The sequence below is a fragment of the Methylobacterium oxalidis genome (assembly GCF_007992195.1).
Lineage (GTDB): Bacteria > Pseudomonadota > Alphaproteobacteria > Rhizobiales > Beijerinckiaceae > Methylobacterium > Methylobacterium oxalidis.
The window spans coordinates 1-13613 of sequence record NZ_BJZU01000161.1; the positions used below are offsets into that span (position 1 = coordinate 1).

At 72.8% G+C, this 13613-nt stretch carries 16 protein-coding genes; 8 read left to right on the forward strand and 8 right to left on the reverse strand.

The genetic code is table 11. From position 1 onward, the window contains the following. The first annotated feature begins 278 nt into the window (after nt 1-278). From cysE to MOX02_RS27475, 3 genes are all read left to right on the forward strand, one after another. A complete protein-coding gene (gene cysE / locus MOX02_RS27465) occupies nt 279-1151 on the forward strand; it encodes a serine O-acetyltransferase (protein WP_147028976.1) in 873 nt (290 codons plus the stop codon). A gap of 140 nt (nt 1152-1291) precedes the next feature. Then, nucleotides 1292-1501 (forward strand): DUF3126 family protein, encoded by a 210-nt coding sequence (locus MOX02_RS27470; RefSeq protein ID WP_147028977.1) that lies wholly within the window; start codon nt 1292-1294, stop codon nt 1499-1501. Between the two features lie 118 nt (nt 1502-1619). Continuing rightward, a complete protein-coding gene (locus tag MOX02_RS27475) occupies nt 1620-1949 on the forward strand; it encodes a DUF6949 family protein (RefSeq protein WP_147028978.1) in 330 nt (109 codons plus the stop codon). A gap of 5 nt (nt 1950-1954) precedes the next feature. Here MOX02_RS27475 and MOX02_RS27480 read toward each other — a convergent pair whose 3' ends face one another. The 4 genes from MOX02_RS27480 to MOX02_RS27495 form a co-directional block, all read right to left on the reverse strand. After that, nucleotides 1955-2650, reverse strand: coding sequence for a transglutaminase-like cysteine peptidase (locus MOX02_RS27480; protein WP_238179953.1), 696 nt, complete (start codon nt 2648-2650; stop codon nt 1955-1957). Between the two features lie 178 nt (nt 2651-2828). Further along, nucleotides 2829-3455: a transglutaminase-like cysteine peptidase gene (locus MOX02_RS27485; protein ID WP_147028980.1), complete on the reverse strand. Its 627-nt coding sequence runs from the start codon at nt 3453-3455 to the stop codon at nt 2829-2831. Nucleotides 3456-3776: 321 nt separating this feature from the next. Further along, nucleotides 3777-4406, reverse strand: a complete 630-nt coding sequence (locus tag MOX02_RS27490) for a PilZ domain-containing protein (protein WP_147028981.1) — start codon at nt 4404-4406, stop codon at nt 3777-3779. A 108-nt stretch (nt 4407-4514) separates the two neighbouring features. Then, nucleotides 4515-5153 (reverse strand): PAS domain-containing protein, encoded by a 639-nt coding sequence (locus MOX02_RS27495; RefSeq protein WP_147028982.1) that lies wholly within the window; start codon nt 5151-5153, stop codon nt 4515-4517. A 301-nt stretch (nt 5154-5454) separates the two neighbouring features. Here MOX02_RS27495 and MOX02_RS27500 point away from each other — a divergent pair, with 301 nt between their 5' ends. Both MOX02_RS27500 and MOX02_RS27505 read left to right on the forward strand, forming a co-directional pair. Next, nucleotides 5455-6273, forward strand: coding sequence for a rhomboid family intramembrane serine protease (locus tag MOX02_RS27500; protein ID WP_147028983.1), 819 nt, complete (start codon nt 5455-5457; stop codon nt 6271-6273). Between the two features lie 194 nt (nt 6274-6467). Next, nucleotides 6468-6899, forward strand: coding sequence for a CBS domain-containing protein (locus tag MOX02_RS27505; protein ID WP_147028984.1), 432 nt, complete (start codon nt 6468-6470; stop codon nt 6897-6899). 302 nt (nt 6900-7201) lie between these two features. Here the strand turns inward: MOX02_RS27505 and MOX02_RS27510 are convergent, their stop codons facing one another. From MOX02_RS27510 to folE, 3 genes are all read right to left on the reverse strand, one after another. Beyond that, nucleotides 7202-8215, reverse strand: a complete 1014-nt coding sequence (locus MOX02_RS27510; protein WP_147028991.1) for a patatin-like phospholipase family protein — start codon at nt 8213-8215, stop codon at nt 7202-7204. 82 nt (nt 8216-8297) lie between these two features. Next, nucleotides 8298-8717 (reverse strand): phosphoribosyl-AMP cyclohydrolase, encoded by a 420-nt coding sequence (hisI, locus tag MOX02_RS27515; protein ID WP_147028985.1) that lies wholly within the window; start codon nt 8715-8717, stop codon nt 8298-8300. Nucleotides 8718-8770: 53 nt separating this feature from the next. Further along, nucleotides 8771-9520, reverse strand: coding sequence for a GTP cyclohydrolase I FolE (gene folE, locus MOX02_RS27520; RefSeq protein ID WP_488803286.1), 750 nt, complete (start codon nt 9518-9520; stop codon nt 8771-8773). Between the two features lie 308 nt (nt 9521-9828). Here folE and MOX02_RS27525 point away from each other — a divergent pair, with 308 nt between their 5' ends. Further along, entirely contained in the window at nt 9829-10311 is a 483-nt protein-coding gene (locus MOX02_RS27525) for an iron-sulfur cluster assembly scaffold protein (RefSeq protein WP_147028987.1), read from the forward strand. 5 nt (nt 10312-10316) lie between these two features. Next, a complete protein-coding gene (gene yidD / locus MOX02_RS27530) occupies nt 10317-10637 on the forward strand; it encodes a membrane protein insertion efficiency factor YidD (protein WP_147028988.1) in 321 nt (106 codons plus the stop codon). A gap of 72 nt (nt 10638-10709) precedes the next feature. On the opposite strand, the gene MOX02_RS27535 is transcribed toward yidD, so the two are convergent. Further along, on the reverse strand, nt 10710-11018 hold the full coding sequence (locus tag MOX02_RS27535; RefSeq protein WP_147028989.1) for a hypothetical protein: 309 nt from the start codon (nt 11016-11018) through the stop codon (nt 10710-10712). Nucleotides 11019-11557: 539 nt separating this feature from the next. On the opposite strand from MOX02_RS27535, the gene thrS reads away from it, so the two are divergent. Continuing rightward, nucleotides 11558-13585 (forward strand): threonine--tRNA ligase, encoded by a 2028-nt coding sequence (gene thrS / locus MOX02_RS27540; protein WP_147028990.1) that lies wholly within the window; start codon nt 11558-11560, stop codon nt 13583-13585. Nucleotides 13586-13613 lie beyond the last annotated feature (28 nt).

Consider the following 13613-nt stretch of genomic DNA (forward strand, 5'->3'; position numbering starts at 1 on the left):
CGGGAGAGGTGGGGCGTCGGCTTTGCCACCCCGCTACAGGCGCGCGCGTTTGAAGCCGCCCCAGCGGGTTCCGGGCCTTGATCGGCCGGGCCCGGCACCCCACGCTAGGGGCACGGTGCGCCGCAGCGAGGACGGACGTCGCGTCCGCCCGGCGCCGCGCAGGCCGGTTTTTCCGCCCGCAGCGAATCCGCGCTAGAATCCTTCCCGGCCGGCCGCCGGTCCCCCGAGCCTCGCGGGGGGCGAGGCTCCGCCGGCCGCACGGACCCGAGGAGAAGCCCATGTCCGCCAGCCCGTCGGTCAGCCCCGCCAAGGGGCAGGAGAAGGGGCAGGACGCGATCGCCGGCGTGTGCGATCCGGTCTGGTCGCGCCTGCGCGGCGAGGCCGAGGCCGTGCTCCGCGAGGAGCCGCAGCTCGCCTCCTTCATCGTCGCGACGATCCTGAACCACCCGACCCTCGAGGGCGCGGTCGCCCACCGCGTGGCGGCCCGGCTCGGCCACGCCTCGCTGCCCGCCGAGCTCGTGGCCCACGGCTTCCACGAGGCCCTGCAGGACGATCCCCGCATCGGCGAGGCGTTCCGGGCCGACATCGTCGCGGTGATGGACCGCGACCCCGCCACCTCGCGGGCGATCGAGCCGGTGCTCTACTTCAAGGGCTTCCACGCCATCCAGGCGCACCGCCTCGCGCACTGGTACTGGGGCCACGGCCGGCGCGACCTCGCCCTCTACCTGCAGAGCCGCTCCTCCGAGGTGTTCCAGTGCGACATCCATCCCGCCGCCCGGATCGGGCGCGGGATCTTCCTCGACCACGCCACCGGCCTCGTGGTCGGCTCGACGGCGGTTGTCGAGGACGACGTCTCGATCCTGCACGCCGTCACCCTCGGCGGCACCGGCAAGCAGGGCAGCGACCGCCACCCCAAGATCCGCCGCGGCGTGATGATCGGGGCGGGCGCCAAGATCCTCGGCAACATCGAGGTGGGCGCCTGCGCCCGGGTCGCGGCCGGCTCCGTGGTGCTGCGCCCGGTGCCGCCGAACACCACCGTGGTCGGCGTGCCGGCCCGGGTCGTGGGCACGGCGGGCTGCGCGGAGCCGGCGCGGGCCATGGACCAGCTCGTCAGCATGGACCAGTTCATCCACATGGCCGAGGGCATCTGAGCCCGCGGGCCGGGCCGGCGCTCGGCGCCGCCCGGCCCCGGACGGGCCGCCCGCGCGCGGCGGCCGCGCTTGCCGCCCGCGGCGGGGCGTGGCAAGGCCACGGGCAGCAACCCGCCACGCCACGAGGGAGACCAGACAGCGTGACCAAGCCCGAGATCGCGAAGCTGCAGGGCTACCTGCGCCGCACGTTCGCGAACGCCAACATCCGCGTCGTCGCGATGAAGTCGGCCGATTCCGCCGAGGTGTTCATCGGCGAGGAATCGATCGGCGTCATCTCCGACGACAAGGAGGACGGCGACGATTCCTTCGTGTTCCGGATGGCGATCCTCGACATCGACCTCGAGGACTGAGCCCCGCGGGCCGATCGCCTGTGCACGGGGTTAACCCTGATCCCGTCCGGCGCTTAACGTCTCGTCAACCTTGGGGCAGAGTGGCTTCACCTTTCGTTAACGGTGGAGCGCGTCGCGTATGGCTCTCGACCCCTCGGCCTGGGAAGCGATGGCGACCCTCTGCATCGGGCTCGCCCTCTCGGGTCTCCTCGCCAGCGCCTACGAGCTGTTCACCGAGCAGCGGGCGAGCTTCTCGCTGCTCGAGCGCGGCGGCGTCGCGGCCGTCGCGGCGCTGCCGGTGCTGGCCTTCTCGGCCCCCTTCATCATCCTGCGCAACACCGTGCGCGGGCGCCGCATCGAGGGGCGGCCGATCCCCTTCGTGATGCTCGCCACCATGATCGCCTGCGGCTGGAGCCTGATCTCGGGCCGCATCGCCCTCGACCTCGCCGCCCTCCTCGTCGGCGCCTGAGCGCCTCAGCGGTTGGCGGTCGTCACCGGCGAGGCGCCGCCGTTGAGCGAGACCCAGCGCGAGCCGTCCTGGCCCTCGCGCTTGACGTAGGCGTAGCCGGTGCGGGCCCAGGGCAGCACCGTGTTGGTCTTGTTGTCGAGGATGAAGTCGCCCCGGTCGGTGCGGACCATCAGCACCGCGTGGCCCTCGCCGATGTCGTCGATGACGACGGTCATGCGCAGCGCCCGGCGGGGCAGGCCGCGCTCCGTCAGCATGCGCCGCTTCAGGAGCTGGTAGTCCTCGCAGTCGCCGAAGCCGTCGTCCGGGTAGTCCCAGCGGTCGATCACGCCCCAGTGCGCCTGGTCGGTGATCGGCTTGATGCGGGCATTCACCCGGCGGTTGACGCTGGTCAGCGTCCGCCAGATCGCCGCGTCGAGATGGATGAAGGCCGGCTCGGCGGTGTTCACCGTGCACTCGGCCGGCATCCGCTCGCAGAAGGCGTTCCAGGCCGCCACCGGCTTGACCGTGGAGCCGGTCTCGACGGGCGTGCCCTCCTCGGGCAGGCTCGGGCCCGTGCGCGCCTGCGTGGTGGCGCCGCCGAGCATCAGGATGGCGCCGACGAGAGCGAGGCCGGCGCCCCGGTTCAGGCGCCGCCGCAGGGCGCGCCCGATCGCCGCCGGCTCCAGGGCGGCGGCCGCGCCGATCCAAGGGGCGGCATCCATGCCGCCCTGTCCGAGACCTGCGTGCCGCATCCCCGACGCCCCACCGTCCGATCCTCAGGCGGCAAAGCTGACACGGCCACGCTCGGGGCTCAATGGCAAAGTTAAACCCGAGTTAACCCGGCCGTGGCGCCTTGGTTCCATTCCGGGACGGTGATGCACGGTTGCAACCCGGCCCGCCTCACCGGTTGGCGGTGGTGACCGGGGAGGTGACCCCACCAAGCGAAACCCAGGCCACCCGGTCCTGGCTCTCGCGCTTGATGAAGGTGTAGCCGGTCTGGTGCCAGGCGAGCACGGCGCTGGTCTTGTTGTCGAGGACGAAGTCGCCCCGGTCGGTGATGAGCGTCAGCACGGCGTGGCCCTCGCCCTTCTCGTCGATCACCACCGTCATGCGCATGGCGCGGCGCGGCAGGCCCGCCTCGACGAGCAGGCGCCGCTTGAGGAGCTGGAAGTCCTCGCAGTCGCCGATCCCGTCCTCGGCCATGTCCCAGCGGTCGGCCACGCCCCAGTGCTCCAGGTCGGTCATCGGGCGCACGGCCTTGTTCACCCGGCGGTTGACCGTGAGGATCGTGTTCCAGGTGGCGGGCGTCAGGGCGATCGACGCGGGCTCGGCGGGGTCGACGGCGCACTCGGCCGCGTAGCCCTGGCAGAAGGCCGCCCAGGCGATGATCGGCCGCGCCTCGCCTGCGGGCGTCGCCGAGGCGGACGGGGCGGGCAGGGCGGCGAGCGTCTGGGCCCGCGCAGGGCCGCCCGTGCCGAGGGCGGCGAGAACCAGGAGACCGAGAGCGATTGTCGTCTTGCTGCGCATGGCGAGCACCCCATCCATGCGAGGCAGGATGAGGGCCGGGCGCCTCGTCCGCGCTGAAGCGGATCCGGACAATTTGAGTGATTCGGCGCCCGCAAGAGCCGCCTTCGCAACGGGGCGAACCGGCGGCTGCCGCAATCGTGAAGAATGGTGGGGTCGGATTCAGGAGGCCGTAACCCTGGCAGGCCGGGCGCGGGATGTCGTCCGACCATCACGGGCGCGCGCCCGGATTCGTGATGGCCGCGGCGCTTCGGCAAGCCGCGGCGCTTCGGCAAGCCGCGGCGCTTCGGCAAGCCGCGGAGCTTCGGCGCCGCACCGGTCCCCTCAGAGCGTCATGCCGTCGTGGAAGCGGTCGGGCGAGATCGGCAGCAGGAATTGCACGCCGAAACCGCCCTCGAAGTGGCGGACGAGGCGGCCCGGGGTGCGCCCGACCGTGACCGTGGTGCCCATCGGCAGCCGCTCGCTCGCCGCGATGGCCGCGCCCGACATCGAGATGTCGATGAGGCGGGCGGAGAATTCGAGGCCGCTCTCGAGCCGCAGGGTCACGCTGGGCTGCGTCGGCGTCAGGCGCTCGTGCGAGCGCCCGTCCGGCAGGCCGAGGGTCTCGCGGTTGGCGAGCCAGGTGAGCTGCGAGGCGATCTTGTCGCGCTTGCGCGGCGTCGCGTTGAGCTGCACGGCGAAGCCGCCCGGCGGGTGGCGCACGATCGCGCCCTCGATCCGGCCGATATGCTCCAGGTAGAGCACCACCCGCTCGCCGAGGGCGCCGACCACGGCACAGGTCAGGCGCACGCCGCCCGGCGACATGTCCACGGTCTGGCAGGGGTACTCCCGGCGGTCGGCGAGCATGTAGCGGCCGAGCAGCGCGATCTTCACGCGCTGGTGGCGGCGCTGCTCCGCGCCCTGAAGCGTCTTCAGGCGGCGGAGCGTCCCGGAGAGTGCGGCGGGCTGGGTCATGCCTTCCCAGGGTGCGGGTTCAGGGTTGGGTTAAGGAATTCCGGACCCCGTTGTAGGCGCCGCAGGGTTACGAAAGGCTTTGCCCGGCCGCCGCGGCGGCGTGCATTTTCAGGCCCGCCCGCCCCGGTGCACGAGGAGATGCCCGCGCCGGAACGGCGCGCTGTCGTTGGCCGGCTGCGGCAGACCGCCCAGGGCGGCCTCGAGGGTGGCCTCGCGGGCGGCGGGGAGGGGGCCCTCCGCAGCACGCCCGGCCCCGTGGGAGAGCACCCGCAGGGTCGTCGCCGAGAGGCTCGCGACGGGGTGAAGGCCGAGCCAGGAGGGAATCGCGATCGGGCTCAGCGCGCCCAGCACCCGCGACTGGGTGCGGCCGCGGTGGCGCAGCGGCAGCAGCAGCAATTCGAGATCGACCGCGTCGCCTCGTTCGGTGGCGCCGCGCAGGCCGGCCACCACGCCGACCGTGTCGCCCGCCACGATCTCGATGAGGCGCCAGGGGTCGGCCGCGGGCTCGCCGCCCCAGAGTTCGGCGAAGCTCTCGCCCTTGAGCTCCCGCCCGAACAGGGCGCAGACCCGGGTGCCGGCGAGCCGCAGCCCGGCCGAGCGGGCGGCCATGTCGATCTCCAGGATCAGGCTGTCGGCGAGCAGGTTGCGGATCTCGCCGGGTTCGATCTCGGCGCGCTCGGGCGCGGCGCGCTCGCCCCGCAACCGGTCCCAGTAGCTGTGCAGCAGGCGGCTCGTCGGATGCTTCATGGTGACCTGAGGGTCGCGGGAAGGAGCGCGGGGAGAGACGTCCGGGCCGGGCGCGCCGGCGCGGCCCCTTGGGGGCCGGCCCGATTCGTCCGCTGATCCCGAACAGTAGGGCGCGGGGCTGCCCCGCGCTCGCGCAACCTTTCGTCAAGGTTAATCGCCTGTTGATGAATCCCGCCGCATCAATCCCGCCGCACTTGCCCGCCGCACTTGCCCGCCGCCCCGGGCCCGCGCCGCCGATGAACGCGCGATGAGACCACAAGGGGGGTTGCCGCCCCGGGGCCCGCGCCGACATGGTGGGGCGATGGATGCCTCGCCCGACTTCCCGCGCCAGAGCCGCGTGCCCGTCTTCAACATGCCGCGCGTGGTCACGGCCGCGATCGGGGTGATGCTCGCGATCCAGGCCCTGCGCGACTTCGTGCTGCCCGACGCCTGGGACATCCGCCTCGTCCTCGACCTCGCCCTGGTGCCGGCCCGCTGGTCGATCGCCCTCGACCCCGCCCAGGGCGAGGAGGTGCTGAAGGCCGCGGCCTCGACCGATGCGGGGATCAGCGCCGCCCGCGAGGCCTTCGCCCGCTACCTCGTGGCCGAGCCCGACGCCGCGCCCTGGACCTTCGCGACCTACGCGCTCCTGCACGGCTCGTGGATGCACGTGATCTTCAACTGCGTCTGGCTGGCGGCCTTCGGCTCGCCGGTGGCCCGCCGCTGCGGGCCCTGGCGCTTCGGCCTGCTCGCGCTCGCCGGCACGGTGGCGGGCGGGGCGCTCCACGTCTTCCTCGATCCCCTGAGCCTCGCCCCGCTCGTCGGCGCCTCCGCCGGCATCTCGGCCCTGATGGCGGCCGCCGCCCGCTTCGTCTTCCAGCCGCCGCCGCCGGGCTACGGGATCCAGCCCTGGCAGGTGCCGCCGCGGCGCCCGCTGGAGACCATCCCGCAGCTCCTGCGCAACCGCTCGGCGGTGGTGTTCCTCGCCATCTGGCTGGTGACGAACCTGCTGTTCGGGGCGATCACCCTGCCGCTCGGCGCCGAGAGCGCGGCGGTGGCCTGGGACGCGCATCTCGGCGGCTTCGCGGTGGGATTCTTCCTGTTTCCCTTCATCGACGGGCCGGACCGCGCGCCCCGCTGAGCCCGCATTCCCCGGCTCCGGCAGGAAAAGTCCGGTTTTTTCGCCCCCCGAGCGGCCGCCCGCGCTTGCCTTGCGGGCGAGCCCGCCACACACTCGCGGCGATCCGCACGAGTGCCGGGATCGAACCCGGCCGGCCGCCACCTTCGACGCGCCGCGGGCTGACGGCGCGCATGTTCGTCCAGGGAGGGACATACATGACCGTCGCACGCATCCTTGCCGAGAAGGGCAGCTCCGTCGTCACGGTGCAGCCCGAGCGTACCCTCGACGATGCGATCCACCTGCTCGCCGACAAGAGCATCGGCGCCCTCGTCGTCTGCGACCCGGAGGGCCACGTCGTCGGCATCATCTCGGAGCGCGACATCATGCGGGCGCTCGCCCGTCAGGCCGGCGCGGCCTTCGACGCGCCCGTCTCCGTCCACATGACCGGCACGGTCACGAGCTGCAAGCGCTCCACCACGATCGAGGAGGTGATGCACCTGATGACCGAGGGCCGCTTCCGCCACGTCCCCGTCTGCGAGGACGGCAAGCTCGTCGGCCTCGTCTCGATCGGCGACGTGGTCAAGCGCCGGATCGCCACCGTCGAGGCCGAGCACCAGGCCATGCGCGACTACATCACGATGGCCTGACGCCGCGCGCCCCACCTCTCCCGTCCGGGAGAGGTCGCGTGCGCGCCGGCGCACCGGGTGTGGGATGCCCGATTTTCGGAGAGGTCACACCCCTCACCCCAACCCTCTCCCGAACGGGAGAGGGAGCCCGCGCCAACGCCTTTCGGGTCGAGCCATACGAGGGCGCCTGCGCCCACCTCTCCCGTCCGGGAGAGGTCGAGTCCGCGGCACGCGGACCGGGTGAGGGGTTCAGGTCTTTCCGGAGAAGTCGCACCCCTCACCCCGGCCCTCTCCCGCACGGGAGAGGGAGCGCGGCGCGCCCGTCAGGTCCGGGCGCTCGCGCCCTCCAGCGCCGCCCGGATCCGGGGCAGCGCGGCCCGCGCCGCCTGGTGGCCGAGAGCGATCGCCTCCGCGGCCCGGTGGAACTCGAACAACCCCATCCCGGCGAGCGTCGGGCCGATCGAGACGTCGGGCGGGTCGCGCTCGAGCCGGGCCCGCGAGATCCGGTCCTGCGTGATGTTGAAGGCGTCGAACATCACCCGGGCGATGCCGGGGGTGCCGGGATGGTCCGCGCGCATCCCCTCGTCGCGCCGCCCGTCCGGCCGGCGGCCGGCGATGCGGCGGCCCGCCCCCCGCACCGTGTGCAGCAGGCTCCAGCGGCGGCGGACCTCGGCGGCGCCCGCCACCGCCGCCTCGACCGGGTCCGGCGCCTCCGGGGCGACCACGGTGCCGCCCCGCACCCGCGGATCGCAGTTGAGGTTCACGCAGATCACGAGGTCGGCGCCCATGGCCCGGGCAAGCGTCACCGGGACCGGGTTGACGAGGGTCCCGTCCATCAGGAGCCGCCCGTCGAGGGGCACGGGCGGGAAGATGCCGGGCAGGGCGTAGGAGGCCCGCACGGCCTCGACGAGGCCCCCGCGCGTCAGCCAGACCTCGTGGCCGGTGCCGAGCTCGGTGGCGACGCTGGCGAAGCGCACGGGCAGGCCCTCGATGCGCCGGTCCGCGAGGTCGGTCTCCAGGCGCCGGCGCAGGCGGTCGCCGCCGATGAGCCCCGAGCCGGACAGCCGCACGTCGAGGAGGCCGACCACCCGCCGCTTCGTCAGGGAGAGCGCGAACTCGGCCAGCGCGTCGAGCTTGGCCGCCGCGTAGCAGCCGCCCACCACCGCGCCGATCGAGCAGCCCGCCACCACGTCCGGGTGGATGCCCGCCTCCTCCAGGGCCCGGATCACGCCGATATGCGCCCAGCCGCGCGCCGAGCCGCCGCCGAGGGCGAGGCCGATCCGGGGGCCGCGCGGCGCCACCGGCCGCACCGGCTCGACGGTGCCGGGCGGGCGGATCTCCTGCCAGACGTGGTCCGGCGGGCGGGGGAACGCGGCGTTGAGGGCGGCCTCCCAGGTCACGCGCGGCCTCCGGCGCGGATCACGCGCCGGCGGTCCGGAGCGCCGGGCGCCCGTCGGCCGGGTCGAGGGTGACGGTCCGGTAGAAGCAGGCGCGCCGGCCCGTGTGGCAGCAGCCGCCGTCCCCGCCGACCTCGACGCGGATCAGCACCGCGTCCTGGTCGCAATCGACCCGCATCTCGACGACGCGCTGGACCTGGCCGGAGGTGGCGCCCTTGTGCCAGAGCTCGCCGCGGGAGCGCGACCAGTACCAGGCCTCGCCAGTCTCGAGCGTCAGCCGGAGCGACTCGGCGTTCATGTGGGCGAGCATCAGCACCTGCCCGTCCCGCGCGTCGACGGCGATGCAGGAGACGAGCCCGTTTCCGTCGAAGCGGGGGGTGAAGGCGGTGCCTTCCTCCACCTCGGCGCGGGAGCCCGGCGCCGGGAAGGGCGGGGTGCTCATGGGTGTCGCCTCTGGGTGTCGCCTCGTTGGTCCGCTGCGCGCGCGCCTCGCGCTCAGCCCTTGTTGCGCACGAGGGTGAGGAAGCGGACCTGCTCGTTCGGGTCCGTCTTGAAGACGCCCTTGAACTGGGTGGTGATCGTCGAGACGCCGGCCTTCTGCACGCCGCGCATGGCCATGCAGAGGTGCTCGGCCTCCACCATCACGGCGACGCCGCGGGGCTTGAGGATGCTCTCGATCACGTCGGCGATCTGGGCCGTCATGGTCTCCTGCGTCTGCAGGCGGCGGGCGAAGGTGTCCACCACGCGGGCGAGCTTGGAGAGCCCCACCACGCCCTTCGTCGGGTAGTAGGCGATGTGGGCGAGGCCCATGAACGGCACCATGTGGTGCTCGCAGTGGGAGTAGAAGGGGATGTCGCGCACCAGCACGACGTCCGAGTAGCCCTCGACCTCCTCGAAGACGCGCTCCAGGAGCGCGTCGGCATCCTGCCGGTAGCCGCCGAAGAGCTGGTCGTAGGCCTTCACGACGCGGGCGGGCGTGTCCACGAGGCCCTCGCGGGTCGGGTCGTCGCCCGCCCAGCGCAGCAGCGTGCGCACGGCGGCCTCGGCCTCCTCGCGGCTCGGCCGGCCGAGGGCGATCTCGTTCGGCACGCGCTGGGCGGAGGGCGGCTGGGGCGCCACCTCGACCGGGCGCACCGGCGTCAGCGCGGGAGCGTTGTCGTTGCGCATCCCGTTCAGGTCCCGAACGGTCACGGGCAGGCTCCCGTCGGCGGTCGGGTACGAGAGGGATTTGAGAGCGGCATCCATGGCATCTCCCGCCCGCGCCACACGGGCCGTCATCGGTGTGCTGTCCGGCTTTGCGTACATCGCGTCGAACCGTCCCGGGCCCGGGATCATCCGCCCAGACCAGCGCCCTGAAGGAGAACGGGTTCCGTAGCCGTGGGCGCGACCCGGGTCGACGGGGCCGCCTCCTCGCGAAACGGCACGATCCCGCCTATATCGTCGTTCTCGCCCGATCGCGCAATGCACGGGCCGCGCATCTGACCACCGAGGCGGGCGGCCGCGCCGCACGTTCTCGCCAGGGCCCCTGCGCAGCCCGGCAGGATCACGCTTCGATGCTCGACGACATCTACAACCGCCGCATCCTCGAACTCGCCGCCGACATCCCCCGTCTCGGCCGCCTCGCCGCGCCGGACGCGAGCGCGAGCGCCCACTCGAAGCTCTGCGGCTCGACCGTGACCGTCGACCTCGCGCTGGCGCCCGACGGCACGGTCGGCGACTTCGCCCACGAGGTGCGGGCCTGCGCCCTGGGGCAGGCCTCCTCCTCGCTGATGGCCCGCCACGTGATCGGGGCGCGCCCGGACGAGCTGCGGGCGGTGCGCGGGACGATGCGCGCCATGCTCAAGGAGAACGGCCCGGCGCCCTCCGGGGCCTGGGCGGACCTCGCCGTGCTGGAGCCGGTGCGCGACTTCAAGGCGCGGCACGCCTCGACGCTGCTGACCTTCGACGCGGTGGTCGACGCCCTCGACCAGATCGCCGCCAGGGAGGCGGCTTCCGGGCCGGCTTCGGGGTCGGCCTCGCGCCAGGCCGCGGAGTAGGGCCGGTGCTGCGCCGCGGCGCCCACATCGCGATCCGGGGCTACCAGCTCACCCTGTCGGGCCTCGTCGGCCGCCACTGCCGGCACTGGCCCTCCTGCTCGGCCTACACGGACGAGGCGATCCAGCGTCACGGCGTCTGGGCCGGCGGCTGGATGGGCCTCGCCCGGATCTGCCGCTGCGGCCCCTTCGGCACGCACGGCATCGACCTTGTGCCCGAGGCGCTGCCGCGGGGCGCCCATGCCTGGACCCCCTGGGCCTACGGCCGCTGGCGCGGCGTCAACGCCCCGCCCTCGCCCTTCGCCTGCGAGGCGGTGGAGGAGGGGTGAGGCGGGGTCAGGCGCCGGCGAGACCTTCGATCTGCACCGTCGCCATCCGTCGTCCGCGGGCAGGCCCGGACTCTACGGGGCGCTCCCGACCCGGCGGACAGCCAGCCCGAACGCCTCCAGGGCCTCGAGCGGACCGCTCCGCTCGGAGACGTAGAGTTCCAGGCGCGCGTGCCGGCGCGCCTTGATCGTGTCGAGCGCGCGATGGGCCTGCTCCAGGTCGAGACCGAAGCCCTCGAGCGCCTGCGCCAGACTGACCGGACGCGCGAGCGGACGGTCGGCACGCAGTTCAACGAAGACGGGGGTACCGGAACGGTCGGGGCGGTCGTCCGACGTTCGAGCCGGTCGTCCGAGACGCTCCCTCAACGAAGATGACGTCGACATCGTACGTCTCCAGAACCTTCCGGGCGATCCCGTTCAGGCCGGACCTGCCGACCGCTCCGGAGCTGAGTCCCTCGATATGGGCGTTCCTGACGTGAAGCTCCCGCCCGACGAAGGCAGCTTCGCACAGGACCCTCAGGTCTCCGCCCGGGGTGGCGATCCGAACGAGAACCGTATCACGATGCAGCTCCTCGACCGTGATCGTGATGGCGCTCGTCGGCCCCATGCACCCCGATCGATGCCCCCGCCCCGAAACAAGGATTGCGCGCCGGACGGACATCGGCAATGGCGCCCGGAGCCGCCGAAGGCCGATCTCAAGCAGGATTGATCGGCATGCGGCTTCGGGCCGGACATCGCACGGGCCGCCGGTCCGAGGCATCCCGGCCCCGCAATGCGCGGCGGGCGCCCCGAGATCGGTTCCCCGCTGCCCGAATTCGGTCTAAACGGCGCGGCCCGCCCCCGGCCTCGGCCCGGCGGCCCGTTCGGAACACACCCCGCTTACCTGCCGCGTTCGCAGGAGTGAGCCAAGGAGACGCGACCCGATGCCCATCCTGACCTTCCCCGACGGCAACACGCGCGCCTACGAGGGCGCCGTCACCGGCCGCAGCGTCGTCGAGGGCATCGCCAAGTCGCTCGCCAAGCGCACCGTGGCGATGGCCCTCGACGGGACGGTGCGCGACCTCGACGATCCGATCGAGGCGGATGCCCGCATCGAGTTCCTCGACCGCACCGACCCCCGCGCCCTGGAGCTGATCCGGCACGATTGCGCCCACGTGCTCGCCGAGGCCGTGCAGGCGCTCTGGCCGGAGACGCAGGTCACGATCGGTCCCGTGATCGAGAACGGCTTCTACTACGACTTCGCGAGGCCGGAGCCCTTCACGCCGGAGGACTTCCCGAAGATCGAGGCCAAGATGCGCGAGATCATCGCGCGCGACGCGCCCTTCACCAAGGAGGTCTGGACGCGCGACGACGTGCGCGCCCTCTTCGCCGACAAGGGCGAGGCCTTCAAGGTCGAGCTCGTGGACGCGATCCCGCCGGGCGAGGACCTGAAGATCTACCGGCAGGGCGCGTGGTTCGACCTGTGCCGGGGCCCGCACATGACCTCGACCGGCAAGGTCGGCACCGCCTTCCGGCTGATGAAGGTCGCGGGCGCCTACTGGCGGGGTGATTCCAACAACCCGATGCTGACCCGCATCTACGGCACCGCCTGGGCGGCACAGGCCGATCTCGACGCCTACCTGCACCGGCTGGAGGAGGCGGAGCGGCGCGACCACCGGCGCCTGGGCCGCGAGATGGACCTGTTCCACTTCCAGGAGGAGGGGCCGGGCGTCGTCTTCTGGCACCCGAAGGGCTGGACGATCTTCCAGGAGCTGATCGCCTACATGCGCCGCCGCCTCAAGGGCGACTACGCCGAGGTGAACGCGCCGCAGATCCTCGACAAGTCCCTCTGGGAGACCTCGGGCCACTGGGGCTGGTACCGGGAGAACATGTTCGCGGCGCAGAGCGCCGGCGAGGAGGCCGAGGACAAGCGCTGGTTCGCGCTCAAGCCGATGAACTGCCCGGGCCACGTGCAGATCTTCAAGCACGGCCTCAAGTCCTACCGCGACCTGCCCCTGCGCATGGCCGAGTTCGGCGTGGTGCACCGCTACGAGCCCTCCGGCGCCATGCACGGGCTGATGCGCGTGCGCGGCTTCACGCAGGACGACGCGCACATCTTCTGCACCGAGGACCAGCTCGCCGCCGAGTGCCTGAAGATCAACGACCTGATCCTCTCCACCTACGCGGATTTCGGCTTCGACGAGATCGTCGTGAAGCTCTCGACGCGGCCCGAGAAGCGCGTCGGCTCGGACGCGCTCTGGGACCATGCGGAGGGGGTGATGACGCAGGTGCTGACCCAGATCGAGGAGCAGTCGGGCGGGCGCATCAGGACGGCGATCAACCCGGGCGAGGGCGCCTTCTACGGGCCGAAGTTCGAGTACGTGCTGCGCGACGCCATCGGCCGCGACTGGCAGTGCGGGACGACGCAGGTCGATTTCAACCTGCCCGAGCGGTTCGGCGCCTTCTTCGTCGACGCCGACAGCCAGAAGAAGACGCCGGTGATGATCCACCGCGCCATCTGCGGCTCGATGGAGCGCTTCACCGGCATCCTGATCGAGCACTTCGCCGGCCATTTCCCGCTCTGGCTCGCCCCCGTGCAGGTGGTGGTCGCCACCATCACCGGCGAGGCCGACCCCTACGCCGCCGAGGTGGTGCGGGCGCTGGAGCGGGCGGGCCTGCGCGTCGAGGCGGACCTGCGCAACGAGAAGATCAACTACAAGGTCCGCGAGCACTCGCTCGCCAAGGTGCCGGTGCTGCTGGCGCTGGGCCGCCGCGAGGCGGAGGAGCGCACGGTCTCGATCCGGCGCCTCGGCAGCCAGCAGACCCGCACCCTGCCGCTCGACGAGGCGCTCGCGGATCTGCGCCGCGAGGCGACCTCGCCGGACCTCGCCCGGGCCGACAGCGTCGCCGAGACCCACCCGACGACGGACGCCGTGCTCGATGCGCACCACGGGGTGCAGCCGGCGCCGTAGGGCGGAGCGCCGGGAACCACCTCTCCCG